Origin of the sequence: Celerinatantimonas marina (assembly GCF_046054165.1) — a bacterium.
In the GTDB taxonomy this organism is placed as follows: Bacteria; Pseudomonadota; Gammaproteobacteria; order Enterobacterales; family Celerinatantimonadaceae; genus Celerinatantimonas.
The window spans coordinates 19,804-46,093 of the sequence record NZ_JBFNXK010000006.1 but is presented as its reverse complement, the minus strand read 5'-3'; the positions used below and the strand labels follow the sequence as shown (position 1 = coordinate 46,093).

Here is a 26,290-nt window from a genome sequence, read left to right as displayed (position 1 = left end):
TACATGACTGAAGGTCATCAAGTGATCGAGCTGATGGGAACGAAGATCCGTCTTTATTTTAAAGGGCATCAGGCGGAGCAATGGCTTGCTGAGGCATGTGCCATGTTAAGGCATTATGAACAGGTTTTTAGCGCTAATAGTGATCAGTCTCAGTTGTTTGCTTTGAAAAAAAATGCAGCGAAGCGAGCGGTTGTTGTGGATCCGGAGTTGTATGAATTAATCCGGATAGGAAAGGCGCATAGTCTTGAGCCCAATAGTTTTTTGAATATTGCCATCGGTCCTTTAATTAAGCTCTGGCGTATTGGTTTTGAAGAGGCCAGAGTGCCTCGCCCAGAAGAAATCCGTCAGGTTTTGGAGCGTCTCGATCCTGCCGATATTATTCTGGATGATGAGCAACAATCGGTGTTCTTTGCTCGAGAAGGTCTAGAAATAGATTTAGGGGCTATTGCTAAAGGATATTTCAGCGATAGGGTCATGGATTTTTTTAAGGAAAAAGATCCGGTTTCGGCCCTGATTGATATAGGTGGCAATTTACTGGTTTATGGTGAATCACCTAAAAAAAATCCAGATTGGGCGGTGGGGATCCAAAATCCTTTTTTGCCACGAGGCCACTGTGTGGCCAAAGTTGCCATAAGAAATCAATCGGTGGTGACTTCAGGGATCTATGAACGGACCTTGGAGCATTGTGGGCATCAGTACCATCATATTTTTGATAGCCACAAAGGGTATCCGGTTGACAATAATGTGGCTTCTCTGACCATCATTGCCGATGAATCCTTGATGTGTGATATCTATACCACGCGACTTTTTGGATTGGATCCTACCTCTATTTTAGATGCCGTGAATAAAATTGAAGGGATGGAAGCGATTGTGATTACTGTGGATGGACAATTCGCGACGACCGCCAATCTTAAGGATAAAATAACAATGGCTTAAACTGAAGAGCTCACGTGAGAGTCTGAATTAAAGTGTTAAATATTCCCCTTGTAGCCTGCTTGGCAGAACTTGGGAGTGAGTCAATCGCATAAACGATGAAACCACTTTTGATGGAGAGCTTGTCTGTGTTCCGTTTGGTTTTAAATCCCCGAGAACATCCGCGCTGAGTAGACTGGTTTGAGTGTATCGGTGAGCACGAGTTTATGTTTGATGTCATCGTGGTGTGGATTTGCAAGAGCGATAGCATATTCTGATGACAGATTAACTGCGGCACTTGGAACGTAAAGCAGTGCAGATTTTCCGGCGTTTAGAAAAGCATCGCCAATTCTTTGCGTGGATGTGGGATAGGGCATTTTGTTCCAATCGCTGGGCAACTGAGAACTGTCAAAGTACTCGATACGGATACTATCATCAGCTGTATAAATTGCTTTGCAGTGTGACGGCGGGATGAGCCTGGGCGAGGTGTGGTAATTTGCTGCTTCCAGCATCGCGGTCGCCATATCGAGGGCAAAATAAATGACCGGTATTCCCGGTGAATTCCAACGAGCGCCATCTTTAAAACTTGCCCCCAAACCGCTGAATACATCCGCAAAGCGTTCGTTAGTGACACGATAAAGTTTCATCAGACGTACTCACCATATTCCATCTTCCGCAGCGTTTGGCGCACCAGTTCGCGCCCGGCGTGCGTATCCAGGAGCGTTGCTGGAATCTCGCCACCTAAAGATGGGATCGGGCTATTCATCCATTCTTTAGCAAGTTCCATTGAGTCATAAATCTGCGCCGCTTGCAGATACACCCGGACCGTATCAATTAAATTATCGGTGACCGCGGGCGGTAATAGTTTCACGCGGTAGCTACGGCTGAGGTTGGATGCGTCTTTTCCGATAGACCGAGCCACCAGTTCTCTGTCACCAATGAATTTGGTAATGATTCGAAGTTTGTCGCCACTCAAGCCTGCGCGTACTGCAGTTAAGTATCCGCTCGGCGATAAAATATCAACTTCAGGGAACAACTGATCAATCGTTTCTGACGCTACGATTTGTGTATTCATCAAGGACCTCCAGTTCAATGATCAGATCTATAAAGATTGTATTGCGGAATTCAAAAATCGTCAATTTAACGTTCAGATATTGTTGATATGACGAATATGGTCTTAATCGAGTACAACGAAACCGATTTGCTGTTCAGATGCTGAAGCCCTTTGTTTATTTGGAGGGCGAAGAATGATGACCATTGGGGGCTGTTTCGGAGGTGTCTGCTGTTGTTATCGCATGAATATGCGTGTGTTCATGCGAGTGTTGATGAGGATGACGGTGCAATACGGCCGGTTTGATCTGTCCTTGCTCCAATACCATGGCTCGGGTTGCTAGTCGATCAATCACCCGTTGATCATGAGACACGATAATCATCGCTTGATCGAGTGTTTCCAGATGTGAGAGTAGCCGTTCTTCAGCTTGGGTATCCAGTCCATTTGTGGGCTCATCTAACAAGAGGATCCGAGGCTCCATCGCTAACACCGTCGCCAGTGCGACCATGCGTTTTTCACCACCGGACAGCCGATAAGTGACCCGGTCAGCAAAGGTTTCCAGCCCAAGTTGTCGAAGTGTGGTCAGGGCGGTTGCAATGGCTTGTGGCCGGGTTTGACCTAGATTGAGCGGACCGAAAGCTACATCTTCAAGGACGGTTGGGCAAAATAATTGATCATCGGAGTCCTGAAACAGAAAGCCGATTTGTGTCCGGAGTCGGTGAAAATCGGCTTCGGTAGAACATTGTTTCCCAAATCCAGTGATGGCTCCCGATCCACAAGGCGATAAGCCAACTAGCAGTCGTAACAGCGTAGATTTACCGGCCCCGTTGCCGCCGACTAGCGCCAGTCGTTCATGTTCATAAAGACTAAACGAAACCTGCTTTAAGACCTGGCGATCGGCATAAGCAAATTGTAGCGATGTGACTTGCAGTATGCAGGTTTCTGGCTGAATCGCAGTGCAAGTTACCATAGATTTAGAAGTACTCATGCAAACACCTGCCAGATGAGAGGAAGTAGACATAGGCTCCCGGAGATAGCCAGAAACAAGGTGTCCCGAAGTTGCCAGTTGCTTTGCTCCAGTAGATGAAACTGACCGTTGAATCCCCGGCAACGCATCGCATCATGTACCCGTTGTGCCCGTTCCATGCTTCGCACGAGTAACATCCCGATAAGCCAGCCGAAACTGCGCCAAGTGTGCATATTCCCTTGGGCGCGAAAGCCTCGGGCGGTCATGGCTGTACGTAATCGGGAATACTCGCTAAATAAAACACTAATATAGCGGACAGTCATTAAAAATAAATGGATCAGTTTTTTAGGCACGCCTAAACGAGCCATAGCTCGTCCCAGCATGATGGGTTCTAGGGTGCCAATGAGAGCCAATACTGCTAGCACGACAGCATTCCCTCGCAGGACTATCACTACAGCGCGTTCGATACCGCTTGCACTTATATGCATTCCCCATAAAGAAGCCATCGGGTCTCCGGGATAGGCAAAAGGTAAAAAGACTAAGACCAAAACCATGAATCCTTCGAAAGCCAATAGTCTGTGGATGATGACTCGCCAGTCGATGTTTACGATTCGGGCCAGTAACAGCGCGAGACTCAACATGCTCAGTAGTGGGCCGAGCTGAGTCAGTGAAACCGTCACCGCGACAAACACGAACATGGTCAGGAGTCGGGCTCTAGGATCGCATTTGGCTAGCCAGTCGGGTTGGCAGGCGAGAACTTCAAAGCGAAATTCGCTCATGTCTTGGCCTGTTTACGACTTTTTAGCCAGAAACAAATCCCCGCCAGACCAAAGATATACCCGATCCCTCCCAGAATATCAGAGAATCGAAATGCTCCTGCATCTTTACTTAATTCCATTCGCAGTGGTCCAATTTGTTCGGCAACCGCTTGTGAAATCAGGTTTTTAAGTTGAGTCGGATCAAGAGCGGCCGGGCTGGCTGATGTAGCTTTCGGGGTGTTGTGACGCGTTGTCGATGGTGCTTCCGTTGTGGTATCGCTATCTGCCGCACTGAGATCCCAGTGGGCAATATGTCCATCATGGGTATCAGCTACAACGGTCACAGCAATTTTCCCAGTAGGAATTTCGAGCCGAAAATCGCCTTTGGTATTGGGGTGACCGGTAGCGATGTCTACACCTGCTTTATTTTGCAGACGAATATTGGCGCCTTGAGCGGGAACTCCACCCGAAAAATAGGCATTACCGACAATGGCTTGTCCATCACGCCAGGCGAATACTTTTAGTAAATGTGCATGTGCCACAGGGGCGAGCAATAGCCACAATAGGGTGATCCCTAAACTGAATTTAATGGGTTGCATCGGTAGATACCTTGGTTTCAATACGCTGACGTCCATCCAGTAGGAGTTCTGGGGATACCTGGGCGATAAACTGGATGACAATGGCGGTAACGACCGCTTCGATCAGCATCAACGGAATATAGGTGATCAAAATGACTTTTCCGGCGGAATAATATTCTGGGCCACTGAGAACAAGCACGACACAAACCATGACTCCGGTTAGAAAAACGCCGACTAGACCGGCTAATCCCCCGATCAGAAAGAAGATTTTTTTCCCGGCTCCAGATACGATAGCACGCCGAAGTAGTGGTCCAATCCCGTAGTAACAGATAATGGCGGGGAGGGCCATATCGAGTGTATTGACGCCTAAGACGAATGGGCCGCCGAATCCGAAAAACAGGGCTTGCAAAGCCAGCGCGACCAGGAGTGCCGGAACGGCCATCCAACCTAAAATTAATCCCATAAGCCCATTTAAGAGTAAATGTTCGCTACTTGGCCCTACGGGAAACGCAACCAGCGAGGCCACAAAAAAGGTGGCTGCGAGTACCGCAGTTTGTGGTAGACGGTCATAATCCATGCGTTTGATCGCATAAATCATGGCAACGACGGTCACCACCGCTCCGGTGACCAATACGGGGGTCGACAAGACGCCTTCTGGAATATGTGCCATGTTCCCCTCTATTTCATGTCTCGGGTTTTCACCCAGATTAGACCCCCCAGTTCGGTGGGGACCATTTTACCATTAGGGTTTTTCATCGGTTTTCCATCGATCAACGCTGCGAATCCCCACCAGCCGGAGTGTGGCATGGCATAGCTGAATGTTCCGTTAGCGTCGGCTTTAATGACTTGGGTTTTGTAGGGATCGGAAGGAGGCGTGACTGAACCATCATTGATCCATTCCACTTCAACTTCTGCAAAAGCAACGGGTTGACCATGATGGGTGACCACGCCGCGAAATTCATTCCCGGTCCACAGACCAAAAGGGCGGGTTAACGGATTTATTTCAACAGGTAATCCTATTTTGGCATCCCAGTTATCCTCCATCCCGTAGGCATCCACGACGACTTTTGTGTAGTGAATGATCATTTTGCCTTCGGCCGGCTCCCAGTAAGGCGCCGGTTCCAGATAAAACAAATAATCACCTGGTCTTTTGATTTTGTATTGGGTCTTATAGGCTTGAGCTCCCTGACGAGTGATAGGTTGCAGTGTTGATAATAGATTTTGTTTCCCTTCCGGTGCGACCACACCAAATTGGACGGGCTGGCCCATATTCATGGCCGGTTCCATCTCCATAGGATGGGTAAAAAACAAATTGAGATCGAGCGTGCTTTCGGCTGGGGTCGAGACAATATCATGAGACGGGATGATCTCCTGAAAGTGAGCCATCGCGGGTAATGTCACCAGCGATAATGAAAGTGACAGCATCAGGGTAGGAACAAACGATTTCATAAACACTCCGTGTTTAAATGTAAATGAGAAAAGCTATAAAATATTACTAATTTAAAATTCGTAATACTATGATGTAAAACAAAATCGCACCGTTTGTCAGAACAATCTAAAAATCAGGTTCGGGGATGGATATGATGATGGCTTGCCGCTGAATGATCATGGCTATGCGAATGGGGGTCTTCTTCAGCCTGCACTAAATAGAGTTTTCCATGTCGGATCCCTGGCATGGCAATCATCATATCGGCAAAGTTTTTAACCTGTTGCGTGGTTCCGCGAAGGATCACGGTTTCCAGGCAGTTATCATGATCCAGATGAATATGCGTTGTTGAGACGACCACATCGTGATGGGCATGGTGTTCGTTCAGTACTCGGTTGGCTAGTTGCCGTTCTTCATGATCATAGATATAAGTTAAGGTTCCGACAGATATCCCTTGATCTTCAGCATCGATATGTTCGTTTTCTAGCCAGTCGCGGATTAAATCCCGAATGGCTTCCGAGCGATTACGATATCCATGTTGGCGTAGGCTGCGTTCAAACAGTTCGATCAGGTCCTCATCCAATGATATGGATATACGTTCCAAAGCCATGCTCCATCTCCAGCTATTGTTAAAGCTAAATTTTATCATAGCCAGGATAGGGCGTTAAATAGCGGTCTTTACTCTTGGGGGCAATATATGCGGGAACCTTTTGATGTGGCGGGAGTGCAGTATATCGGTGGGCCTATTTGCGATATTCTATTCACGGCTAATTTTTCATCATCTAGGATAGCTCCTATGGGTCACGATTATATATTGTAAATAAATGAGATATTCATTCGGATTATGAATACACCCTGAGGCTGAATAAAGAATTCAGCTTAAATGGGGCATTCGATGAATATTTCATTTATAAAAAGTAGTTTTAAATATCAGAATATATTGACCATAGGAAATGATCGGGGGATAAAGAGCGAAAATAAGGCCATATTTAATGTGAGATGTATCATAAAAATAAATGTTTTCAGCGGAGCTTTTTATTTGTCGATCTCCATCAAGTTTTATTTATGCTGAGAGCCATAGGGTAATAAGCCATGCAAGGGGTTTTTCATCGATAAAAGCTGAATCGATTCAGCTAAATTTAAACGCGAAAAGGGGTTGGTATGACTAAATTATCTCTCATCTCATCGAGTCTTTTGGTGGCTTTAGCGAGTGCATCCGCCAGCGCAGCTCATTATGATATTACCAGTGAAAATCACTGGGTTTTGACTAATAAAACAACGGGAACGCCACAACCTTTTACGATTGAGCAAAAGGTGCTGCAGGGGGGAAAACAAAATGGCGTTAAAGTACTGACGATTAATAATGGGGTGATGGATATTACCTTAGTTCCCACTCGAGGTATGGATATTTATAAAGTTAAAAGTGGTGATGTTACTTTAGGCTGGAAATCTCCGGTGGAACAAATTGTGAACCCTCAGTTTATTAATTTGCAAAGTCGCAATGGGCTGGGTTGGCTGGAAGGGTTTAATGAAATGATGGTTCGTTGTGGTTATGAATGGACCGGGCATCCGGGAATGGATAAAGGCGAGCTATTAACTCTTCATGGTCGCGCTGATTATACGCCAGCCACTCAAGTGGTTGTGGATGTCGATGAAACGGCTCCCTATGCGATTCATATTAAAGGAGAAATTCTTGAACAGCTGTTTAAGAAAGTCAACTTTAAAACCTGGACCGAAATGACCATTATTCCTGGGCAAAAAGCCTTCTCAATTCACGATAAGCTTACGAACCAAGCCGATTATCCACATGAATATCAGGTGATTTATCATAGTAACTTTGCACAGCCATTATTAGAGAAAGGTGCCAAAATTGTTGCGCCAGTTAAACAGATTTCCCCCTTTAACGATTATGCAAAAAAAGGACTCAAAACCTGGCAAACTTATTTAGCACCAACACGTGATTTTGACGAAATGGTTTATAATATTTATCCTTATGCTAATAAACAGGGCAATACATTAGCCGTTCTACATAATGCGAAAGGTAATATGGGAATGGCCATTCATTATAATGTCAAAGAATTACCTGTATTAGGATTATGGAAAAATACCGACACCTTAGGGCAGGGATATGTGACTGGGATTGAACCGGGAACCAGTTTTTCATATAACCGCAGTTATCAGCGTAAACTTGGTTTAGTTCCCACCATAGGAGCTCATCAGAGTAAAGAATTCAATTTAATTTATATGATTTTAGACAGTAAAGATGCTGTTAATAAACAGGTGGCACAAGTTAAAGCGATTCAAGGAAATCAAAAAACAGAATTAAGAGCAACGCCATTAGTAAGTGGTAAAAATTTATAGTTGTTATAAAGAGCCGGGTCCTCCGGCTCTTTAAATAAAAGATAAGAGAAAAAACTAAGTGCGTGATACTTATTTATTGATCTGATTAAATCGTCATATGCCATCCCATGAAGTTTTATCAAAATCATCTTAGTTTTAATCGAATTAACTTCCCCGATAGGTTGACCATGAATTAGGGGTGATGAGAAAGGGCAGATGGTAATGGCCGGATTCAAGAAGTTCCACATCGAGCTGGGCATTGACATAAAGCGAGGGGATGTGCTGCGCTTTAAACCAACAACCAATCGCGGCGCTGAGTTGATAGCGTCCGGGTTCAAGAGTAGGAAAGATGCCTGTTGCCACTCGACCATCCCGATCACTTTCGGCTTCTGCAATGACGTGCCAATGGTCGTTTTGCCACACGGCAAGCGTCAGTTTCACACCTTGAGCCGGCCGTCCAGCCGTAGTGTCCAGCAGATGGGTTGTTAAGTCGATCATGGTTGGATTAAAGTCTCCAGTCGCAGTAATGTAATTGCTTTTAGGGCTTCAAGTGCTTCGGCTAGTTCGTGCTCTGCATCGAGTTGGAGTCGCCGGTTGAGCTCATCCAGAATTTGTTCGCCGCTACGGCCTTTGGCTCGAATTAAGAAAACCCGGCCAAAGCGTTGCTCGTAGCGCTGATTCCCTTCTGATAAAGCTTGAGTGAGGGCCTCGCTGGGATCAATGGAGGACTGTTCTTGTCGGGAAAAGGCAGATTCAGTATCGGTCATTGTCTTTTTTTCTCCGATCCGAGGATGCGCCTGTAAGGCTCGATCTAAAGCTTCTTCATCCCAGTCAGCCATTAAAACCATGGCCATTTCCTGCATTGCCTCATAGCTGAGATAAGGGCGCCGAGCCGTCAGTTGCACGGCCCATTCACGGATGGCTACACAGGGTTTAATCTGTTCGCGGGCGGCTTTGGGATCTAATTGGTTCCAGTGATGAAGCTGCATATTAATTTTTTACCCGTACCGATGAATGAACCGCGGGAGCTGATGAAGTGTGCTCCTGAGGCAAAAACAGGCTGAGAACAATAGCGGTAATACCACCAGCCGTTACCGCTGAACCGAATAGATTGCTGATGATGGTTGGGAACTGGCCTAAAATATCGGGAACCGCCTGAATACCTAATCCAAGTCCGAAAGACAATGCTACAATCAGCATTTCTCGTCGACCTAACGGTGATTGCGTGATAATCCGGATCCCCGCGGCGATGACACTGCCAAACATGACCAGAGTTGCACCCCCGAGTACGGCTGGGGGGATTTGTTCAACGATGGCTCCCAGCCCCGGGAATAATCCTAAGAGGATTAATAAAACACCAATATAACGACCGACTCGGCGACTGGCAACCCCAGTCATCTGAATGACACCATTGTTTTGAGCAAAGGTCGTATTGGGGAAAGAACCCAACATTGCCGCGATCATACAGTTTAGACCATCGCCGAAAATGCCGCCTTTGAGGCGGGTGCGAAAGGCTGCATTATCAATGGGTTGATGGGAAATCATGCAGTTGGCCGTGAGATCCCCGACCGCTTCAATCAGGGCAATTACCGAGACTAGTGCAATCGGTACAAATAAAGTCCAGCTAAATGAGAAACCAAAACGAAAGAGTTCCGGAACGGTAATCCAGTGATCCACGGTAATCGGTTTAAAATGGAATTCACCGCTCCAAGCCGCAAGCAGACAACCGGCGATAATTCCGATCATGATCGCGGAAAGCCGTATATATTGATTATCCAGCCGGTTGAGTAAAATGATTACACCGAGAGTGACGGCCCCTAAGATCAGTTGCATTGGGCTGCCAAAATGTTCGGCGTGCACACCGCCGCCCCAGTTGAGCATACTGACTTTGATCAGGCTAATGCCAATCAAGGTGATGACCGTTCCGGTGACGATGGGGGTGAAGATTTTTTTTAAAGGCTCAATAAACTGACTGACCAGTATTGGGATTAATGCAGCAATAAAGTTGACACCGAAAATCATCGCTAGGATCTGTTCACTGCTTGCGCCTTGGCCTTTCATCCACATTCCTCCCGAGATAATCACCCCAACATAGGCAAAGCTAGTGCCTTGCAGGCAGATCATGCCGGCACCGATCCCTTTGAAACGATGCGCTTGCAGAAAGGTCCCTATACCCGAAGCGAGTAGTGACATGCTGATGAGGTAGGGAAGGTAAGCATTCATCCCCAGTGCCGAACCAATAATGAGCGGTGGGGTAATAATTCCGACGACACTCGCCAGTAGATGCTGGCAAGCACAGAAGAGGGCTGTGGCCGCAGGGATCTTCTGTTCCAATTCGTAGAGCAGTGTGTTAGGTGATGTTGATGACATAGTTGACATCCTGTTAACTAAAATAATAACTAACGTTGCATAAATAGCTCCAATTTCATGAAAAAATGTCGAGTAATTATTGGGTATAAAAATACATTAATAAAATCAATCTATTAATTTATTTTTCTAGTAGGGAGTCGATATTCAATGATCATTAAATGTAAAACTTTTAATCCAATATAAATATATATTGAAACTTTAATTCCAAAATGGAGCATATTTTTAACACTTTGCTCATTATTGGTTCTTCTTTATTACAAGATATAGATATAGCAGACGCTCTGGTTTTATCTATAGTGATGAATAACTAAATAAGTTATTGTTTTATTAAGTAAATTTAATTTATAGGTATAAATTTCAGTCTCTTTTCGATACTGGTATGCAATTTGCCATTTCATGTTTAAAACGAATGAAGGAGACGATGATGAAAGCAATAGTAATCGGAGCCGGGATGGGCGGAATGTCTGCGGCGGTGGCTTTAAAACAGGCCGGTATCGACTGTCAGGTGTTTGAAGCCGTTAAAGAAAATAAACCAGTTGGTGCCGCGATTTCGGTGTGGTCTAACGGGGTGAAATGTATGAATCATCTGGGAATGGGCGCCATCATGGAGCAACTGGGCGGGCCGATGCAACAGATGGCTTATCAGGATTATCAAAGTGGTGGCGTATTGACTCAGTTTAGCCTTAAACCGCTGGTGGACAGCGTACATGAGCGCCCTTGTCCAGTTTCTCGCGCCGATCTGCAGGCCGCCATGATCCAGTTTTGGGGTGAAGAAAATATTAGCTTTGGTAAACGGGTAACTCATGTTGAACAGAATGCCTCGGGCGTGAGCGTGTTTTTCGAGGATGGCAGTCAGGCCGATGCTGATTTTCTGATTGCCGCCGATGGCAGTCATTCCATCGTGCGTCCGTATGTACTTGGTTTTCAGCCGGAGCGGCGTTATGCCGGTTATGTGAACTGGAATGGCTTGGTGACGATTGATGAATCGATTGCCCCGGCGAATCAGTGGACGACTTTTGTGGGAGAAGGAAAGCGTGTGTCGGTAATGCCGATTGCGGATAACCGTTTCTACTTCTTTTTTGATGTGCCGTTGCCGAAAGGTTTAGATGAAGATCGCAGTAGCGCCAAAGCCGATCTCCAAGGTTATTTTAAAGGTTGGTGTGAGCCAGTGCAGAAACTGATTGAGCAGCTTGATTATTCAACGATTAATCGGATTGAAGTGCATGATATCGAACCGTTTGAACAGATTGTTCAGGATCGAATTGCGCTGTTGGGCGATGCGGGTCATTGCACAACGCCAGATATTGGGCAAGGTGGATGTGCCGCGATGGAAGATGCGGTGGTTTTAGGGCAGGTGTTTAGTGAGCCGGACATCAGCATTGAAGCGGCTTTAGCCACTTATCAGGCGCAACGCGTGGCTCGGGTGCGGGATTTAGTGTTAAAAGCACGTAAGCGCTGCGATATGACGCATGGTAAAGAGATGCCGCGTACTGAAGCGTGGTATGCGGAACTTAAAGGTGAAACTGGCGAAAATATTATGGCTGGATTGCGGGAAACCATTATCGGTGGCCCACTGGGTTAAGCAATTTTGGATTTAAAGCTTTAAAGCGCCCAGCATGATGGGCGCTTTTTTAGTTTAACCAATATCGGCGGGATCTTCTTTTGGGGCCAGGCTTTGCAGCTCGCTGCGAGCCAGAGGCGCACTACTGTACGCGATTAAGGCGGCTTGCTGATAGTGGGCAATCAGCTCTCCGGCAATGGAAACGGCAACCTCCATCGGCCGTTTGCCACCGATCTGAGACAGCCCCATCGGGCTATGGATCTGGCTGATTTGTGCGTCACTAAACCCACGTTCTTTAAGGCGATACTGAAATCGGCGGGCTTTGGTTTGTGAGCCAATGACGCCAATATAACCCAGCGAAGGATGGTGAAGCGCCGCTTCACAGAGTTCAAAATCCAGTTGATGGTTATGAGTTAAGATCACCACGTAACTGCCAACGGGGGCCTGTTCAATCCACTCTCCGGGTTCATCACTATAAATCGACTCGACTCCCGGGATGTGTTGATCCCGGATAAATTCAGCGCGGTTATCTATCCAGCGAACCTGCAGGGGCAGTTGCGCCGTGATTGGAACCAAAGCCTGACCGACGTGACCGGCTCCGAACACCAGTAAGGTCGTGCCGCTGGACGCAAATTGTTCAAACCATAACGTGACATGTCCACCGCAGCACTGACCTAAACTTGCCGCCAATGGATACTCGTGCAAGGCTTGACTGTTAGCCCGGTTTTGTCGGCCGTCATTGAGCATCTCTTTAGCTTGGGCAATGGCCTGATACTCGAGATTTCCACCGCCAATGCTATCGTAGCATTCGGTTTCCGTGACGACCATTTTGCTGCCGATGGCCCGGGGCACGGAACCCCGGGTTGCGACAATCGTGATCAGAACATGAGCACGCCCCTGTCGTTGTAAATTGGCTAGCGCATCACTCCACTGCATTTTGAACCTCCTGTTGCATGCTGATAATGGCCTTGAGTACTCGCTCAGGCGTCGCCGGACTATCCAGTTGAGGCTGGCGTTGGTAGTGACTGAGGCTGGCAATCGCGTCATTGAGTGCAGACCAGACTGAGATGGCTAACATGAAAGGGGGTTCTCCGACGGCTTTAGAGCGATAGATAGTGGCTTCGTCATTGGGTCGATCAAAGAATTCGACATGAAACCGCTCGGGAAGATCGCTAATCGCCGGAATTTTATAAGTTGCCGGGCTGCTGGTTTGCAATCGGCCTTGCGCATCCCAGCTGAGCTCTTCGGTGGTGACCCAGCCCATCCCCTGAATGAAGCCGCCTTCAATCTGACCGATATCGATATCGCGGTTTAGGCTCTGACCGACATCGTGCAATATATCGACTTGCAGCACTTTGTATTCGCCGGTCAGAGTATCCACTAACACCTCTGAGACAGCGGCTCCGAAGGCGTAATAGAGAAACGGTCGACCTCGGCCGGTTTCGGGATCGTAGAAGATCTTCGGCGTTTTATAAAAACCGGTGGCAGAGAGTGAGACGCGATTCAGGTAGGCGAGTTGGACCGCTTCGGCAAAACTGATTTGCAAGGCGCCGATCTGGATTTGTCCCTGACTAAAGTGGATCTGATGTTTTTCCTGCTGATAGTGATTGGCCAGACACGCGATCAGGCGATCTTTTAAGGTCATCGCGGCATGATAGGTAGCCATGCCATTGAGATCGGTACCGCTGGAGGCGGCGGTTGGCGAGGTATTCGGTACCTTGTCGGTGCGAGTGGAACTGATCCGGATTTGACTGATATCGATGGCAAAGACCCGCGCCACGATCTCGATGATCTTGGTATGCAGCCCTTGCCCCATCTCGGTGCCTCCGTGATTCACCAAAATACTGCCATCGGTGTAGATCTGTAACAAGGCTCCGGCCTGATTCAGGTGCTGTGCGGTAAAAGAGATCCCAAATTTAACGGGAGTCAGCGCCAGACCTTTTTTAAACAGCGGATTGCACTGATTAAATTGAGTGATTTGTTCCCGGCGCTGGCGATAATTGGCGCTATGTTCAAGCTGCTCAATCAGGGGCAACAGCCAGTCTTCTTCAACCTGTTGCCCGTAAGGCGTGGTGTGACGACCTTCGGAGCCATAGAGGTTTATTTTGCGGACATCGAGCGGATCCTGACCGGTTTTACGGGCGATTTCATCCATGATCTTTTCAATCAGCATCATTCCCTGGGGCCCACCAAATCCCCGAAACGCGGTGTTCGAAACGCGATTGGTCATGGCGCGATAACCGGTGATGCGAACCGCATCCAGATAATAACTGTTGTCTACGTGGAACATGGCTCGATCCACGATCCCTTCGGAGAGATCGGGTGAATGTCCGCAGTTTCCGATGAGACTCAAATCAGCGCCCAGCAATCGGCCTTCTGCATCAAATCCCACCTGATAGTGATGGTGAAACGGATGGCGCTTCCCGGTCATGATCATGTCTTCATGGCGGGGCAAGCGCAGTTTGACCGGACGTCCGGTTTGCTGGGCCAGTAAAGCGGCCATACATGCCCAGGGGGCGGCCTGGCTCTCTTTACCACCAAAACCGCCTCCCATACGGCGCATATCGACCGTGACTCGATGCAGCGGCCAGTTCAGCACTTTTGCGACCAGTTTTTGAATCTCCGCCGGGTGCTGGGTGGAGCTGTAAACAAACATGCCCTCATCTTCATCGGGGATCGCCAGAGCTACTTGGGTTTCTAGATAAAAATGCTCCTGTCCGCCCAAACGGAGTTCACCGCTTAATTTCAAAGGAGCCTGAGATAGCGCTTGTTCTGGTTCACCACGTTCGATGCAGTGGGTCGGCAGGACAAATTGTTGGGCTTGTTGCGCCTGCTGTTCATCCAGAATCGGAGCCGTTTGACGATAGTCGATTTTGACGGCACGCACCGCTCGGCGCGCCGCTTTTTCGGATTTGGCCGCAATCGCAAACATCGGTTGCCCATAGTATCGAACCTGAGTTTCAGTCAACAGCGGATCGCCGGGAATAATCGCACCAATGTCGCTATCGCCAGGGACATCGGCTAGTCGCAACACCGCAATGACATCGGGATGCTGTTGGAGTGGGGAAAAGTCCATCGACATAATGTCACCAGCGGCAATCTCACTAAAACCGACAGCTGCGTGGAGGAGATCGCTGGGCTCACGTAAGTCATCGACATAACGGGCTTGACCACTGACATGCAGTGCCGCGCTCTCATGGGGACGCGCACCGCTCTGGCGAGATGGTGTGGCATCTTTTTGTGGGGGTAAATTACGCATAATCTTGGATCTCCAGCGGCCGTGTGGGCTCCAGCGCATAATAGAGCGCCTTGCGCAGTAGATTTTGAGCAACACTCAAACGATATTGAGCGCTGGCTCGCAGGTCATCCATCGGTGTGTAATCCTGCGAGAGTGCTCGAGCGGCTTGCTCGATCAGGGCCTCATCAAGCTTGTTCCCTCGCAAGATTTGCTCACAGTGATGCGCACGCGCCGGAATTGCAGCCATCCCGCCAAAAGCGATCCGCAGCGATTGCACGCATCCCTTATCGAGGGTCAGGCAAAAGGCACCACAGACCGCGGAGATATCATCGTCAAAACGTTTACTGACTTTATACACGCGGCGAATATCATCCCTTGGCAATGGGATCTGAATCGACTCAATCAATGCGCCTTGTGGCAGTGACGTCTGTTTATAGCCTAAGAAAAAGTCATCTAAAGGCATACTCTGGCGTTGGTTTTGGTTGCGGATCGTCAAGTGGGCCCCAAGAGCTAACAAGACGGGTGGCATATCGCCGATGGGAGAGGCATTGGCGATATTGCCAGCCAATGTGGCTTGGTTGCGGACTTGAGTGGCCGCAAAACGTTCGAGCAGCTGCGCGCATTCTGGCAGATGCTCAGTAAAGATGGGGATGAGTTCCGTTAACGTCACCGCCGCTCCAATTTCAAGGCCTTGCTCGTTTACGATTAATCGGTGTAGTTCTTTAACCTGCGTGGTTGAAATGAGTATCTCCGGCTGCTGTAACTGTTGGGTGACGGCTAGGGCTAAATCACTGCTACCGGCAACGAGTTGTGCCTCGGGATATTGGCGTTGTAGCGTGGTGAGTTCTGCAACATTCCGGGGAAGAAAAAAGTAACGATTATCCTGTTGTAGTGAGGGAATGGACTCACTGCTAATTTGGATGAGCTGTGCATAAGTTTCGCGTTCCCGCAGGCTAAAAGCATCGCGCCAAGAATGATTCGCGAGCGCCAGAGCCGCATCGACAATCGGGCGATAGCCGGTACAACGGCACAGATTTCCTCCTAGTGCCCGCAGGATCTGTTCTCGATCAGGCGTTGCACGTTGGTGAAACAGAGCAAACAGCGACATCACAAATCCCGGAGTGCAAAACCCGCATTGCGAGCCATGATGCTCGACCATGGCCTGTTGTACCGGGTGGAGCTGGCCATTGACGGCCAGATGCTCAACGGTGATCAGTTGCTTGCCATGTAGGCTGGCTACAAATGTAATACAGCTATTGATGGCTCGATAGCTGAGTTGTCCGGATCTATCCGGATTCGGCTCGGCAATAACAACCGTGCATGCACCACAGTCGCCACTGGCACAGCCCTCTTTCGTTCCTCGCTGCGTCATATTGGTGCGCAGCCACTCCAGAACCGTGAGTTCCGGAGCGATGTGTTCAAGCTCATAGGCCTGTTCGTTTAATAAAAAGCGGATCATAGACTACCTCGTCAAATCAATCGATCTCAAGGCAACCGGTGGGGGGGATCTCGCGTGGACGGGCCTTCTCGGTCGTTTCCCGATATTCGGTTTATTCTGACGTGTTGATCGAGTGTAAATGTGGGGCTGATCTCAGCCGTATGCCCTTTAAAACAGGCCCATCTTCACAAAATGGCTGCAATAACGATCAACACATCTGAGTTATGTTAAGCATAATTCCTGCCTATTTTTCAGTTTATTAATACAAAACAAACAGTCCAATGATGAATGTGTAACTTTTGTGCAACTTGCTTAGAGGCCCAATGTGATTTTTAGAGAAATTCGAGTATCGATAGTGCAAAGATGGAGAATGCTTTTGAATGGATGATAAGCCATAGGGACGAATTAGGTTTAGAGGGTTATTGAAAAGGCAGGCCGTTTAACACTCTATCAGAGAGTATCCAAAGCGCTTTGATAGAGTGTGTGATGGGAAACTGCGTGGTCGGGGCTAATAAGAAACAACGTGGCGATTGACTTGTTTAAAGATAAATGTGGATATCAATCCAACGACACAAAATGCAATTCCGATTAAAAAAGCATCTTTATAACTATGGGTGGCTCCGAATACGGAATTCATAATGGTGGGACCGACGTAACCGGCGATGGCAAATCCACAAAACATGATCCCGAAGTTCACACTATTGTTTTTGACGCCAAACTGATCGGCGGTTAGTCCCGGGAACACGCCCATAAAAGCACCGAAGCAGATACCGATCAATGAAATACTGATATAAAAGAGAGTGGTATCACCGCGACCGGCGCTATAGATTAAATAAAGACCAATAATCGAGAGCAAGCAAGCTAACGCTAAGGTGTTGATTCGACCAAACTTATCGGAGAGAAATCCGGCGACGATACGCCCACACACATTGAATAGGGCCAGTGTCGAAACGGCAGCCGTGGCCTGAATGGTATCCATGCCGATCAGATTCTGGGCAAGAGGGGATGCCATCGCAATACACATTAAGCCCGCGACGGCGCCGCACATTAATAACACCATTAACAGGTAAAACACCGGTGTTTGCAGCATCTGCCGCCAGTTTTTGTCGGGATGCGTGCTGGCGATAGTTGATATTTTAGGTTGCCAGCCGGCTGGCTTAAAATGGTCCGGACATTTTTGCATGAACAGCGAACAGATACAGACGATGAGTAAAAATGCGAGCCCAATGATTTTAAACGAGGCGATGACGCCCATATGCTGGGTAATCGCCGCTGCAATAGGGGGGATAATCACGGAACTGATGCCGAATAAGGCGGTTGTAAGTCCTCCGACCAAACCGCGTTTATCCGGAAAAAATTTAATGGAAGTACTGATGGTGGAGCCATAGACCATCCCCAGCCCCAATCCGGTAATGATCCCATAAAACAAAATAAGCTGAGAGATATGGGAAGCGTAGCCACAGAGTAGCATTCCGCCACCAAACATCACACCACCGACAAAAATGACCAGTTTTGGCCCGAAGGTATCATTGATTTTACCGCCCGTGATCATGGTAATCGGGCCGATAGAATTACACACCACAAAGACGATGGCTAAATCAGCCGCTGTAATAGGTTGTCCCGTCAGTTGCTGAAGGTAGGCCGCCATCGGTGTTGAAAAGACACTCCAGGCATACATGGATCCGATGCAAAGGTTGATGAAGCAGCTGGCCAGTAAGATCAGCCATCTTTTTTTTGAATAATCCATATAGATTCTCCCTGTTTGTTGAAGCGAAACAAGAGTGGGTTTAGTTTTAAATAGTATGAATATATTTAAAGAGTAACATGTCAATATTTACATAGTTTGAATCAGTCGTATGTTGTTTTAAGTCATGTTCGTTGTTGAGGCGCTGGGAATACGCTAATGGATGGGCTTATTGAGATATGAATCGTTGTGCTTTTAATGATGCCCTTTTCTCTTGCTGGAAAGCGCAATGATCAGGGATCAAAGGGGCTTTGCAGGATGGCTCTGTATATCAGTGATGGTCTGAACGCTAAAAACGCGGCTCGTGAACCCGCCCATAGGCCCATATTGAGCATCGGTAGAAAACCGATGCTCTGAATCGCATGGGGGCGGATGAGTCTATGGACTTTCGATGGTTTAGTCCGTTTCTAGATCCTCCAACTGTTGGTTGAGTTGTTCCCAATTTTGACAGGCTTGATAACAGGCTTCGGCTATCTGTGGAATTTCTTGGTAAGCGGTAGGCAGTCGATCTTCGACTAAGTCATGCAATTCACTCGCTCGTTCCGAAGCGATTCGTTTGGCACGACGGACTTCTTTGCGCAGCTGTTGGATGGCGTCATTATCCATTCTGGATCCTTATTGTTTTGGGGCGGAATGTTCAAGCGTGCAAAATGTATGCATATTTTTAGAGCCTTATAAATCAAATAGATGTGAAACATAAAAGCCAATGTTGTGAGGTCTTTGTCATTATTTGTATCGATAATGACAAGGTATTGTTTGAATGATGGCCTCAGCGATTTCTGATGGGAGCACGTATCGACTTCATGAGTGCGATAGTTTATGAATTTGATTTATAGCTTGGATTGGAGGCGCAATGAATCAGCTCCGCAGTCTCGTTATTACATATTTACACGCATTTGTTGGATATTGAGGGCGTTGATCGAAACAGCGTTTAGTGGGATAAATAATATCCTGTCTGTGTTACGGTAGCGTTAATGACAGATAGAGTGCAGCCCTATTCCCCAACTATTTTGGTGAGGAACTTCATATGGATATAAGCCGACAAGTACTGGATGAAACCCCGGTAGGTCCCCTGCTATTAGTCGCGAACGACCATGCTCTGTTGCAGCTTTGTTTTATGACGCAGATTGCACTGGCTGATCGTCCGGCCATTGTCGCCGAATGCTCGGAAAATCAGGTGATCCGGCAGGTTCGGCATGAGTTGAATGAATATTTTGCGGGAACCCGACATCGGTTTGAAGTCCCTCTCGAATTACATGGTACTCCTTTTCAACTTGAGGTTTGGCAAGCATTACAGCAGATCCCTTGGGGGAAAAAAGTAAGCTATAAACAGCTGGCTCATTGGATTGATCGACCCAATGCCTCCCGGGCCGTTGGAATGGCGAACAATCGGAACCCGATTCCAATTATCATCCCCTGCCATCGAGTGATCGGTTCAGATGGCAAATTGGTCGGATATCGGGGCGGCGTGATAGCCAAACAAAAATTACTCGCGCTAGAAGGGGCGTTTTGATAGTCCCTCATTCATCATCTTTTATTTTCTTTGTCGAATGGGGGAGTGCTCATTCAGATTTCCGGGATCAATCACTGGCTTTGCGATCCTTTCCGCTTGATGAGCGATATCCCAACCCATAATCCGGAATTTTTACGCATTTGAAAAAGTAGATGATATTTTTAGCGTCAAAGCCATTAATAAATACCCAGTGAGCCCGATTTTGATCGGCGTACTGAACGAGTCGATGGGGCCTATTGGTGTGACGATAATAACTTGATACTTGAAGATATGCAGGCGCAGTTTTTTCAGTCACTTTGGTTGGGGTTTCGGACGGATTCGCTGATTTAAAACCATCGACGCTCATATTCCTAGCGGAGTTCCCGTCATAATTGACGATTCTCTCGAAATGAGATCTTTTCCTTTATGGGGCGAACCCAGCCATAACCATACGCAATGACGCCATATAGGTATTATTATTTTGAGAATACTTTAGAAAGCTGTATTCGATATGGATTGTAGTGTTGTTCAAGATGAATTTAGTCCCGGTCGTGAGTTTGGGGATGTTTGAGCCTCTTGACCCCCTTGGTATTTCCAAATGCTATGGGTATGATTTTTAAATATTATTGATAAGTTTTTCTCTTTGGAGTCGTTATGCGCGGGTGTCGCTTGTGGTCATGGATGGGGTATGGCGTTTTTTTATCTACGGTTGGGATTTTTTGCTCTGCAGTATCCATACGCGCATATGCCAATCTCAAATTAGAACCTATTGGTTTTAGTCAGTTACCTTCGCATACTCGTTTTGCCGGGAGCTCCGTTGGGGGTCTTTCTGGGTTGGATTACGATCCGGATAGTCAGCAGTGGATTTTGATTAGTGATGATAAGGCGAGCAAGGGACCCGCTCGGGCTTATTTGGCCAGATTGCCGATATCAGCCCAACAAGTCGGTCCATTATCACTGAAAAAGATGATCGAATTCTCGCAACCGAATGGCACACCTTATCCGAACTGGGTGCATTTCACTCTCAATCAGCGTGGCGATGTTCCTGATTTTGAATCCGTTCGTTTTAATCCGGTCACTCATGCGATTCGTTACACCAGCGAAGGCGTTCGGATATTGGGATTGGATCCATTTATTCGGGAAGCCAAGCCGAATGGACGTTATTTGTCATCGCTACCGATCCCGGATGCCGTGAAAATGGATAGGATCCAAGGACATCATGGGGTTTACAATAATCTGGCATTCGAAGGCAGTAGTTTTACCGGTGATGGAAAATATTATTTCGTGGCGATGGAAACGGCATTGCAACAAGATGGAAAGCCTTCAACGGCGACTCAGGGAGCACCGGCTCGAATCATTCAATATGATCATAAGGACCATATCATTGCTCAATATGTCTATCCGGTTGAACCGCTGGCGAAAGCACCGGCCGACGGTTATCAGGGCGAGAATGGGGTTTCTGAGATTTTGGCTCTCGATGCTCGGCATTTGCTGGTCTTAGAGCGAGCCGGGATTCAAGATAGCCATGGAACATATCATAATTATATTCGCATCTATCAGGTGGAGTTGGATGGCGCGAGTAATGTGAAGAATGTGGGCTCCTTGCGTGATGTTCATTATCAACCCCTGCATAAAAAATTGCTGTGGGATATGAATCAGGCTGGAAATTTCCCGCTGGATAATTATGAAGGCATGAGTTTCGGTCCGCGACTGGCCGATGGTCGGCGGACCTTAGTGCTCATTTCCGACGATAATTTTAACCCACAGCAGCATACCTATCTGGTCGGCTTTGCCATGGATGAGTAAGGTATTTTAGACGGTCATCCGGTGTCATCGTGATCGGAACCGGCTCCATGTTCGCCTGACGTCGTGGATCATAAAAATTGATGGGCCTGATCACTGATCGCCATGTCGACCCCCCAGTGGCGTAACTGTTGAATGACCTGCGGTTGATTGGGGGTATAGGTGCAAACTTTATAACCCGCGGCCTGAATGGTGTGAACCATGGTTTGGTTTAGATATTCATAGTTGGGATGAACGCTAAAGGCATTTATGGAGGAGAGCTGGGATTCCCAGTCCCTTGGTAGGTCATCCCAGAGCTGTCCTCGGCGGATCGATGGGAGTTGTTGCTGTGCATGCTGTAGGGCTTGGAGACTAAAACTGGAAATAATTAATTGCTGTTCCGGAAAACGGCATTGCTTGAGTACGCGAGCAACTTCCAAGACCAGCCGTTCGGGATCATCCTCGGGTTCCAATTTGAGCTCTAAATTGAATGAGAGCCGGAATTTCTGGCAACAAGTTAACCATTGCTCAAGAGTCGGCAGTTGTTCTCCACAATAATCGGCTGAAAACCAACTGCCGAAATCCCATTGTTGCAGTTGTTGATAGTCAAGGTCTCGGATATAGCCGTGTCCATTACTACAGCGATCAATCGTTGCATCATGGATCATGACCGGGATGTGATCCCGGGTGAGTTGCACATCGGATTCGATCCAAGGCAGATGATGCGCGGCCGCTAGTTGTAGGCCAGACAGTGTATTTTCCGGAGCAACGCCTGCTAAAGCTCGGTGTCCTGCCAATATCATCTTCATCTCCTATAACAATGGGAAGGTTGCAGTACTATTCTGTAAAGGCTTGTGAGCGCCAGCGCAGTGTTTCCTCAAAGCGGCGGTCATTATCGCTACAGAGCTGATACAGTGTATCAATGAAATGTTGCTGAAAACTAGCGGGTCCGGAGGCTTGATGGCCTGCCAGTTCGCCTGCTACACCAAAAAGAGCCGTAGCGACGAGCGTGCCAGATTCATCGATGGAACGAAAGGCCGCAGTTAATGCCGTTAAGCTGCATCCCATTCCAGTAACTCTGCTCATGAGCGGATGTCCATTGAAAAAGGCATCGACCTGCGATCCTCGGAGAATATAGTCGGTGGCTCCGGAGATGCTGATTTCCAGCAGTGCTTTATCCGAGTACTGATGGAATAGCGCTTGTGCTGCTTCTAATGCCTGCAAGCTGTCATCACCACTATCGACCCCCTGCCCTTGGCTGGGAAGACCTGCGAGAGCCATAATCTCGGAGGCGTTGCCCCGGATGACCAGCCGTTGGGCCATCCTACAAAACTGTTTAGAAACATTGGTTCGATAGTGACTGGCACCGCAACCCACCGGATCCAGAATGATCAGTTTGTGGTTAAGGTTGGCCTGTTCAATCGCAAATTGCATTCGAGCGACGCGTTGCTCATCAAGGGTTCCGATGTTAATGACTACGGCCTGACAAAGTGTAATGAGCTCGGCCAGTTCCCGACGGCTATGTGCCATAATCGGAGAGGCTCCGGCGGCTAATAAAATATTAGCAGACAGATTTTTAACCACATCGTTAGTCAGATTAATGATCAATGGGGACTGTTTGGCCAGTTGGGGCAGCTGGCTGGCCAATGGTTGGGGATTTTGAAACATAAGAGACTCCTGTTAGATTCATAACAGTTGAGACTCCGTAATGGGGAACTGAAAAATCGAAATGAACGATGACAATTAGTTTCCTACGGCAGTATCAGCTGCATCAGGTTCAGCGGGTTTTGCAATAGACAATCTCAGCCAGTAGTGAAGGTACTTCGAAATTGGATCACGGTGTGAATTTCGACTTACCGGTACACTCAAGGCACCCCGACTAATCAAATGGTCCGCTCCAAATCGGAGCTAGACAGCCGTTATCCTGCCTGTTTTAGGTCGATTTCGCAATATCCTGTTTGGCGATCATTAAATTTTCTAGATCTGTTTTTAGCGCACAGGCTCGGGATTGACTTTGCATGCAATAATGCCGAACTCTGGGGAGAGTGCTTTGAGAGCTCCAAAGGGTCGTCGGATATGTTAGCCATTGGAGGGGATCGATGGCTGCTTTGGAATTTTGGAATGATATAAGTGGTTTTGCTAAGTGCCTATTCACTACGGCATCGGTGGCGGATTCGGCCATGAGTAATCCGCTCCCACCCCATAAACAAACGATGCTTGGAATAAGGTACCAACATGAACATCGGCTAGGCATTCTCTGCTCCTAACGATCAGTTGACTTAACATCCTTGATTATAGCGCAATCTGTGACTGATGGAGGCCGCTGAGCTTGCGAATTTGAATTGAGGTCGAATGCATCAGACAGCCTTTGAATGAGACTACAGGGTATTTTCGAATACTTTTTTCAAATAAACAGCGACGCCATCCTGATCATTGGTCAAGGTATGCGGGTTGTCTGGGAGCAGTCGTTGTAAGCGCTGATCGGCATTAGCCATTAATATTCCTTCTTTAACCAGCTCCAACATCTCTTTGTCGTTGAGTCCGTCGCCAAAGGCAATGGCATGTTCGGGACTGATTTGTAATTTATCCAGAACCATTTTTAGAGCTGTTCCCTTGTTGGCATCTCCGGCCATGATTTCTAGGCAAGTCGGAAGTGAAAAAGTAATATTTAAATGGTCACCATAGCGTTCCAGTAGGATCCGTTCTAAATCGATGAGACCGTCCGGATCACCAATGAAGAGCATTTTGCTGATCCCATCCCGGGTGACTTGGCTGAAATCGGTTCGAGTATAGGTAAAACCAGAATGATCGGTATAGCTTAATATTCGATCATTATCCTCTTCGACAAACCAGTGATCATCATGATAAAGATTACGGTAAAAATTACAGCCCTGAGTGAGTTTTAAAATGTCATCGACAGCGAGTGCCGGAACATCTTTCTTAAACAAAAGTTGGCCATCACTGGTATGAACACGGGCTCCGTTTGAGGTAATTAAATACATCGGGAAACTGAAGTCCTGAGCAATACGGCTGACATCCCGATAGTGTCGTCCTGAAGCAATTAGAATATGGATTTGTTGTTGGGATAGTTGATTGAGTAAGGCAATGGTCGTTGGAGAGACCTGATGAGTGCGGTTTAAGAGCGTTCCATCTAAGTCTGAGGCAATAAGTTGATACATGGGGTAAATGTCCTGTAGGGAGCCATTGAATGATGATTTAGATTATCTATTTTCAATGTTTCAGTTGGTATTCGATATTGACCTAGTGTACTGGAAATGGCACCGATTCTCGACGGTGATCATTATAGAATGTAATCATCTTTTGAATGGCTTGCTGACGGTCCGGATCGGACTCAATGAATAATTCATGAAAAGCATTTTTAAAGCATTGCTGCTGGCTGTTGGGTTGTTTTTGAATAAAGCGCTGCTGAGCGGCAATAGAAACAATAGGGTCCGCCAGTGGGGTGAGCAGTAAAATGGGGGTGGTGAGCACAGGGAGCCGGGCAATTTGGGCCATCGCCCGAAAACTTTCCGTAAGCCAGCGGTTGCTGACCCCTGTGATGAGCAGATTGGGATGGCATTTGAAAAGCTCTTGTAGGGCCAGATAGTTAGTTTGACTATGTGTGAGCGGATTGACGGAAAAATCAGGCCATTGCAGGTTTTTCTGGCTTGGGGCATAGGATTGTTGATGGCGGGATTGGTCACGGATCGCTAGTGTTTTCGCAATGATGTATGCCAGATGACGGGGCAGATAGTCAGGCAGTTGGATCCCGAACATGGGGGCACTGAGCGTACAGGCTGAAAAATCCTGTGGGTAGCGATTTAAATAGAGCGTCGCAATCGCGCCCCCCATCGAGTGGCCCAATAAAAAACGTTGTGAGTAGCGTTCTAGCTGTAAATGGTTAAACAGAGTTTTTAAATCAGAGACATAATAGTCAAAACTGTCAACATCACCGAGCAGGGGATCGGCATTGAATCGTTGTGATGCACCTTGTCCTCGATGATCACAAAGGACAACATCAAAGCCCGCTTGTTGTAGTTGGGTGGTTAGTTTTTGGTATTTTAAGGCACTTTCACTGCGACCTATCGCAAATACAATTAGTGCATGCTGAGAGGGTGATAACCGGGTGTGAGCATAACTCACTTTTTGCTGAAGTTCCCCCTCAAAAAAGTCAATTACGGTAAACGGTGCACTGGGTTTTATCGCAGACATCAGCATGAATTCCGGACACGATTATTAATCACTGATTAGCTTAACAGTATCTCTTTGGCTTGAATAGTGAGTGCTGATCTGCCGTTCAAATGTGGGTCAAATTACTTTGGCGGTAATTGCGAAGCTGCTCTAACAGTTCGCAATAACATTGTTCCAGGTGTTCTAGCCCCTGAGTATAATTGCGTTCATCACTGTGTTGCAGCCATTGGCATGTGTGTTCCAATGGCGAAAACATCAATAAACTGGCAATCCCGGTAAAAATACCCACTACTTGGATCTTCAGTTGATAATCTTGTCGGGCCTGTTGTAATAACGCGAGTTCATGTTCGGACTGATCGCAGATCTGGTCAATCCAGAAAGTTAATTTTTGGGAATTGCCAAATTGAAATTGCAACTTTTGCCAATCGATTAACTGCATAGG

General features: G+C 47.3%; 27 protein-coding genes. 5 read left to right on the top strand and 22 right to left on the bottom strand.

Annotation, left to right across the window (positions count from 1 at the left end):
• The first annotated feature begins 3 nt into the window (after positions 1–3).
• Positions 4–936, top strand: a complete 933-nt coding sequence (locus ABUE20_RS08050) for an FAD:protein FMN transferase (protein ID WP_408619370.1) — start codon at positions 4–6, stop codon at positions 934–936.
• Positions 937–1,076: 140 nt separating this feature from the next.
• On the opposite strand, the gene ABUE20_RS08045 is transcribed toward ABUE20_RS08050, so the two are convergent.
• The 8 genes from ABUE20_RS08045 to nikR form a co-directional block, all read right to left on the bottom strand.
• On the bottom strand, positions 1,077–1,559 hold the full coding sequence (locus ABUE20_RS08045; RefSeq protein WP_408619369.1) for an RES family NAD+ phosphorylase: 483 nt from the start codon (positions 1,557–1,559) through the stop codon (positions 1,077–1,079).
• Positions 1,559–2,005 carry an antitoxin Xre/MbcA/ParS toxin-binding domain-containing protein gene (locus tag ABUE20_RS08040; RefSeq protein ID WP_408619368.1) on the bottom strand — a complete coding sequence of 149 codons (447 nt, stop codon included), beginning with the start codon at positions 2,003–2,005 and terminating at the stop codon, positions 1,559–1,561. The genes ABUE20_RS08045 and ABUE20_RS08040 overlap by 1 nt, the downstream gene beginning before the upstream one ends.
• A 136-nt stretch (positions 2,006–2,141) precedes the next feature.
• Complete coding sequence (locus tag ABUE20_RS08035) at positions 2,142–2,951, bottom strand: energy-coupling factor ABC transporter ATP-binding protein (protein WP_408619367.1); 810 nt, start codon at positions 2,949–2,951, stop codon at positions 2,142–2,144.
• Positions 2,948–3,709: a cobalt ECF transporter T component CbiQ gene (cbiQ, locus tag ABUE20_RS08030; RefSeq protein WP_408619366.1), complete on the bottom strand. Its 762-nt coding sequence runs from the start codon at positions 3,707–3,709 to the stop codon at positions 2,948–2,950. The genes ABUE20_RS08035 and cbiQ overlap by 4 nt, the downstream gene beginning before the upstream one ends.
• The gene (locus tag ABUE20_RS08025; RefSeq protein WP_408619365.1) at positions 3,706–4,287 is read right to left on the bottom strand and encodes a NikL family nickel/cobalt ECF transporter subunit; all 582 of its coding nucleotides are present in this window, start codon (positions 4,285–4,287) and stop codon (positions 3,706–3,708) included. Before ABUE20_RS08025 ends, cbiQ begins: the two co-directional genes overlap by 4 nt.
• A complete protein-coding gene (gene cbiM / locus ABUE20_RS08020) occupies positions 4,274–4,936 on the bottom strand; it encodes a cobalt transporter CbiM (protein ID WP_408619364.1) in 663 nt (220 codons plus the stop codon). Before cbiM ends, ABUE20_RS08025 begins: the two co-directional genes overlap by 14 nt.
• Positions 4,937–4,944: 8 nt before the next feature.
• Positions 4,945–5,715 carry a DUF4198 domain-containing protein gene (locus ABUE20_RS08015; RefSeq protein ID WP_408619363.1) on the bottom strand — a complete coding sequence of 257 codons (771 nt, stop codon included), beginning with the start codon at positions 5,713–5,715 and terminating at the stop codon, positions 4,945–4,947.
• A gap of 113 nt (positions 5,716–5,828) precedes the next feature.
• Positions 5,829–6,302 (bottom strand): nickel-responsive transcriptional regulator NikR, encoded by a 474-nt coding sequence (gene nikR / locus ABUE20_RS08010; RefSeq protein WP_408619362.1) that lies wholly within the window; start codon positions 6,300–6,302, stop codon positions 5,829–5,831.
• 551 nt (positions 6,303–6,853) lie between these two features.
• Between nikR and ABUE20_RS08005 the strand changes: the two genes are divergently transcribed.
• Positions 6,854–8,053: an aldose 1-epimerase family protein gene (locus ABUE20_RS08005; protein WP_408619361.1), complete on the top strand. Its 1,200-nt coding sequence runs from the start codon at positions 6,854–6,856 to the stop codon at positions 8,051–8,053.
• A gap of 144 nt (positions 8,054–8,197) precedes the next feature.
• Here the strand turns inward: ABUE20_RS08005 and uraH are convergent, their stop codons facing one another.
• From uraH to ABUE20_RS07990, 3 genes are read right to left on the bottom strand one after another with little or no spacing between them, the layout of a single operon-like run.
• Positions 8,198–8,530 carry a hydroxyisourate hydrolase gene (gene uraH / locus ABUE20_RS08000; protein ID WP_408619360.1) on the bottom strand — a complete coding sequence of 111 codons (333 nt, stop codon included), beginning with the start codon at positions 8,528–8,530 and terminating at the stop codon, positions 8,198–8,200.
• Positions 8,527–9,021 carry a 2-oxo-4-hydroxy-4-carboxy-5-ureidoimidazoline decarboxylase gene (uraD, locus tag ABUE20_RS07995; RefSeq protein WP_408619358.1) on the bottom strand — a complete coding sequence of 165 codons (495 nt, stop codon included), beginning with the start codon at positions 9,019–9,021 and terminating at the stop codon, positions 8,527–8,529. Before uraD ends, uraH begins: the two co-directional genes overlap by 4 nt.
• A 1-nt stretch (position 9,022) precedes the next feature.
• Positions 9,023–10,402 (bottom strand): nucleobase:cation symporter-2 family protein, encoded by a 1,380-nt coding sequence (locus ABUE20_RS07990; protein WP_408619357.1) that lies wholly within the window; start codon positions 10,400–10,402, stop codon positions 9,023–9,025.
• A 424-nt stretch (positions 10,403–10,826) separates the two neighbouring features.
• Between ABUE20_RS07990 and hpxO the strand changes: the two genes are divergently transcribed.
• Positions 10,827–11,984 (top strand): FAD-dependent urate hydroxylase HpxO, encoded by a 1,158-nt coding sequence (hpxO, locus tag ABUE20_RS07985; RefSeq protein WP_408619356.1) that lies wholly within the window; start codon positions 10,827–10,829, stop codon positions 11,982–11,984.
• A 54-nt stretch (positions 11,985–12,038) separates the two neighbouring features.
• Here the strand turns inward: hpxO and xdhC are convergent, their stop codons facing one another.
• The 5 genes from xdhC to ABUE20_RS07960 all read right to left on the bottom strand — a co-directional run bounded on the left by xdhC (position 12,039) and on the right by ABUE20_RS07960 (position 18,989).
• A complete protein-coding gene (xdhC, locus tag ABUE20_RS07980; protein ID WP_408619355.1) occupies positions 12,039–12,899 on the bottom strand; it encodes a xanthine dehydrogenase accessory protein XdhC in 861 nt (286 codons plus the stop codon).
• Positions 12,886–15,222, bottom strand: coding sequence for a xanthine dehydrogenase molybdopterin binding subunit (gene xdhB, locus ABUE20_RS07975; protein WP_408619354.1), 2,337 nt, complete (start codon positions 15,220–15,222; stop codon positions 12,886–12,888). The genes xdhC and xdhB overlap by 14 nt, the downstream gene beginning before the upstream one ends.
• Complete coding sequence (xdhA, locus tag ABUE20_RS07970; RefSeq protein ID WP_408619353.1) at positions 15,215–16,660, bottom strand: xanthine dehydrogenase small subunit; 1,446 nt, start codon at positions 16,658–16,660, stop codon at positions 15,215–15,217. The genes xdhB and xdhA overlap by 8 nt, the downstream gene beginning before the upstream one ends.
• 487 nt (positions 16,661–17,147) lie before the next feature.
• Complete coding sequence (locus ABUE20_RS07965; protein WP_408619352.1) at positions 17,148–18,386, bottom strand: L-lactate MFS transporter; 1,239 nt, start codon at positions 18,384–18,386, stop codon at positions 17,148–17,150.
• A gap of 393 nt (positions 18,387–18,779) precedes the next feature.
• Positions 18,780–18,989, bottom strand: a complete 210-nt coding sequence (locus ABUE20_RS07960; RefSeq protein ID WP_408619351.1) for a CCE_0567 family metalloprotein — start codon at positions 18,987–18,989, stop codon at positions 18,780–18,782.
• 421 nt (positions 18,990–19,410) lie between these two features.
• Between ABUE20_RS07960 and ABUE20_RS07955 the strand changes: the two genes are divergently transcribed.
• Together ABUE20_RS07955 and ABUE20_RS07950 are read left to right on the top strand one after the other, a co-directional pair.
• The gene (locus tag ABUE20_RS07955) at positions 19,411–19,896 is read left to right on the top strand and encodes a methylated-DNA--[protein]-cysteine S-methyltransferase (RefSeq protein WP_408619350.1); all 486 of its coding nucleotides are present in this window, start codon (positions 19,411–19,413) and stop codon (positions 19,894–19,896) included.
• Positions 19,897–20,529: 633 nt separating this feature from the next.
• Positions 20,530–21,681: an esterase-like activity of phytase family protein gene (locus ABUE20_RS07950; RefSeq protein WP_408619349.1), complete on the top strand. Its 1,152-nt coding sequence runs from the start codon at positions 20,530–20,532 to the stop codon at positions 21,679–21,681.
• A gap of 68 nt (positions 21,682–21,749) precedes the next feature.
• On the opposite strand, the gene ABUE20_RS07945 is transcribed toward ABUE20_RS07950, so the two are convergent.
• The 6 genes from ABUE20_RS07945 to ABUE20_RS07920 all read right to left on the bottom strand — a co-directional run bounded on the left by ABUE20_RS07945 (position 21,750) and on the right by ABUE20_RS07920 (position 26,287).
• Positions 21,750–22,460, bottom strand: coding sequence for a glycerophosphodiester phosphodiesterase family protein (locus tag ABUE20_RS07945; RefSeq protein WP_408619348.1), 711 nt, complete (start codon positions 22,458–22,460; stop codon positions 21,750–21,752).
• A gap of 34 nt (positions 22,461–22,494) precedes the next feature.
• A complete protein-coding gene (thiM, locus tag ABUE20_RS07940; RefSeq protein ID WP_408619347.1) occupies positions 22,495–23,325 on the bottom strand; it encodes a hydroxyethylthiazole kinase in 831 nt (276 codons plus the stop codon).
• Between the two features lie 265 nt (positions 23,326–23,590).
• Positions 23,591–23,839 carry a hypothetical protein gene (locus ABUE20_RS07935; protein ID WP_408619346.1) on the bottom strand — a complete coding sequence of 83 codons (249 nt, stop codon included), beginning with the start codon at positions 23,837–23,839 and terminating at the stop codon, positions 23,591–23,593.
• 196 nt (positions 23,840–24,035) lie between these two features.
• The gene (locus ABUE20_RS07930; protein WP_408619345.1) at positions 24,036–24,836 is read right to left on the bottom strand and encodes a Cof-type HAD-IIB family hydrolase; all 801 of its coding nucleotides are present in this window, start codon (positions 24,834–24,836) and stop codon (positions 24,036–24,038) included.
• A gap of 82 nt (positions 24,837–24,918) precedes the next feature.
• The gene (locus ABUE20_RS07925) at positions 24,919–25,869 is read right to left on the bottom strand and encodes an alpha/beta fold hydrolase (protein WP_408619344.1); all 951 of its coding nucleotides are present in this window, start codon (positions 25,867–25,869) and stop codon (positions 24,919–24,921) included.
• 85 nt (positions 25,870–25,954) lie between these two features.
• A complete protein-coding gene (locus tag ABUE20_RS07920; RefSeq protein ID WP_408619343.1) occupies positions 25,955–26,287 on the bottom strand; it encodes a hypothetical protein in 333 nt (110 codons plus the stop codon).
• Positions 26,288–26,290 lie beyond the last annotated feature (3 nt).

Excerpts from the sequence above, each read along its gene's own strand:
- ABUE20_RS08045 (WP_408619369.1), bottom strand. The coding sequence starts at position 1,559 with ATGAAACTTTATCGTGTCACTAACGAACGCTTTGCGGATGTATTCAGC.
- ABUE20_RS07990 (WP_408619357.1), bottom strand. The coding sequence starts at position 10,402 with ATGTCATCAACATCACCTAACACACTGCTCTACGAATTGGAACAGAAG.
- ABUE20_RS07925 (WP_408619344.1), bottom strand. The coding sequence starts at position 25,869 with ATGTCTGCGATAAAACCCAGTGCACCGTTTACCGTAATTGACTTTTTT.
- xdhB (WP_408619354.1), bottom strand. The coding sequence starts at position 15,222 with ATGCGTAATTTACCCCCACAAAAAGATGCCACACCATCTCGCCAGAGC.
- ABUE20_RS07930 (WP_408619345.1), bottom strand. The coding sequence starts at position 24,836 with ATGTATCAACTTATTGCCTCAGACTTAGATGGAACGCTCTTAAACCGC.
- cbiM (WP_408619364.1), bottom strand. The coding sequence starts at position 4,936 with ATGGCACATATTCCAGAAGGCGTCTTGTCGACCCCCGTATTGGTCACC.
- ABUE20_RS08025 (WP_408619365.1), bottom strand. The coding sequence starts at position 4,287 with ATGCAACCCATTAAATTCAGTTTAGGGATCACCCTATTGTGGCTATTG.
- ABUE20_RS08050 (WP_408619370.1), top strand. The coding sequence starts at position 4 with ATGACTGAAGGTCATCAAGTGATCGAGCTGATGGGAACGAAGATCCGT.
- ABUE20_RS08015 (WP_408619363.1), bottom strand. The coding sequence starts at position 5,715 with ATGAAATCGTTTGTTCCTACCCTGATGCTGTCACTTTCATTATCGCTG.
- ABUE20_RS08005 (WP_408619361.1), top strand. The coding sequence starts at position 6,854 with ATGACTAAATTATCTCTCATCTCATCGAGTCTTTTGGTGGCTTTAGCG.
- ABUE20_RS07920 (WP_408619343.1), bottom strand. The coding sequence starts at position 26,287 with ATGCAGTTAATCGATTGGCAAAAGTTGCAATTTCAATTTGGCAATTCC.
- hpxO (WP_408619356.1), top strand. The coding sequence starts at position 10,827 with ATGAAAGCAATAGTAATCGGAGCCGGGATGGGCGGAATGTCTGCGGCG.
- xdhC (WP_408619355.1), bottom strand. The coding sequence starts at position 12,899 with ATGCAGTGGAGTGATGCGCTAGCCAATTTACAACGACAGGGGCGTGCT.
- ABUE20_RS08035 (WP_408619367.1), bottom strand. The coding sequence starts at position 2,951 with ATGAGTACTTCTAAATCTATGGTAACTTGCACTGCGATTCAGCCAGAA.
- cbiQ (WP_408619366.1), bottom strand. The coding sequence starts at position 3,709 with ATGAGCGAATTTCGCTTTGAAGTTCTCGCCTGCCAACCCGACTGGCTA.
- ABUE20_RS07965 (WP_408619352.1), bottom strand. The coding sequence starts at position 18,386 with ATGGATTATTCAAAAAAAAGATGGCTGATCTTACTGGCCAGCTGCTTC.
- ABUE20_RS07950 (WP_408619349.1), top strand. The coding sequence starts at position 20,530 with ATGCGCGGGTGTCGCTTGTGGTCATGGATGGGGTATGGCGTTTTTTTA.
- ABUE20_RS07955 (WP_408619350.1), top strand. The coding sequence starts at position 19,411 with ATGGATATAAGCCGACAAGTACTGGATGAAACCCCGGTAGGTCCCCTG.
- nikR (WP_408619362.1), bottom strand. The coding sequence starts at position 6,302 with ATGGCTTTGGAACGTATATCCATATCATTGGATGAGGACCTGATCGAA.
- thiM (WP_408619347.1), bottom strand. The coding sequence starts at position 23,325 with ATGTTTCAAAATCCCCAACCATTGGCCAGCCAGCTGCCCCAACTGGCC.
- xdhA (WP_408619353.1), bottom strand. The coding sequence starts at position 16,660 with ATGATCCGCTTTTTATTAAACGAACAGGCCTATGAGCTTGAACACATC.
- ABUE20_RS07960 (WP_408619351.1), bottom strand. The coding sequence starts at position 18,989 with ATGGATAATGACGCCATCCAACAGCTGCGCAAAGAAGTCCGTCGTGCC.
- uraD (WP_408619358.1), bottom strand. The coding sequence starts at position 9,021 with ATGCAGCTTCATCACTGGAACCAATTAGATCCCAAAGCCGCCCGCGAA.
- ABUE20_RS07945 (WP_408619348.1), bottom strand. The coding sequence starts at position 22,460 with ATGATATTGGCAGGACACCGAGCTTTAGCAGGCGTTGCTCCGGAAAAT.
- uraH (WP_408619360.1), bottom strand. The coding sequence starts at position 8,530 with ATGATCGACTTAACAACCCATCTGCTGGACACTACGGCTGGACGGCCG.
- ABUE20_RS07935 (WP_408619346.1), bottom strand. The coding sequence starts at position 23,839 with ATGGCCGAATCCGCCACCGATGCCGTAGTGAATAGGCACTTAGCAAAA.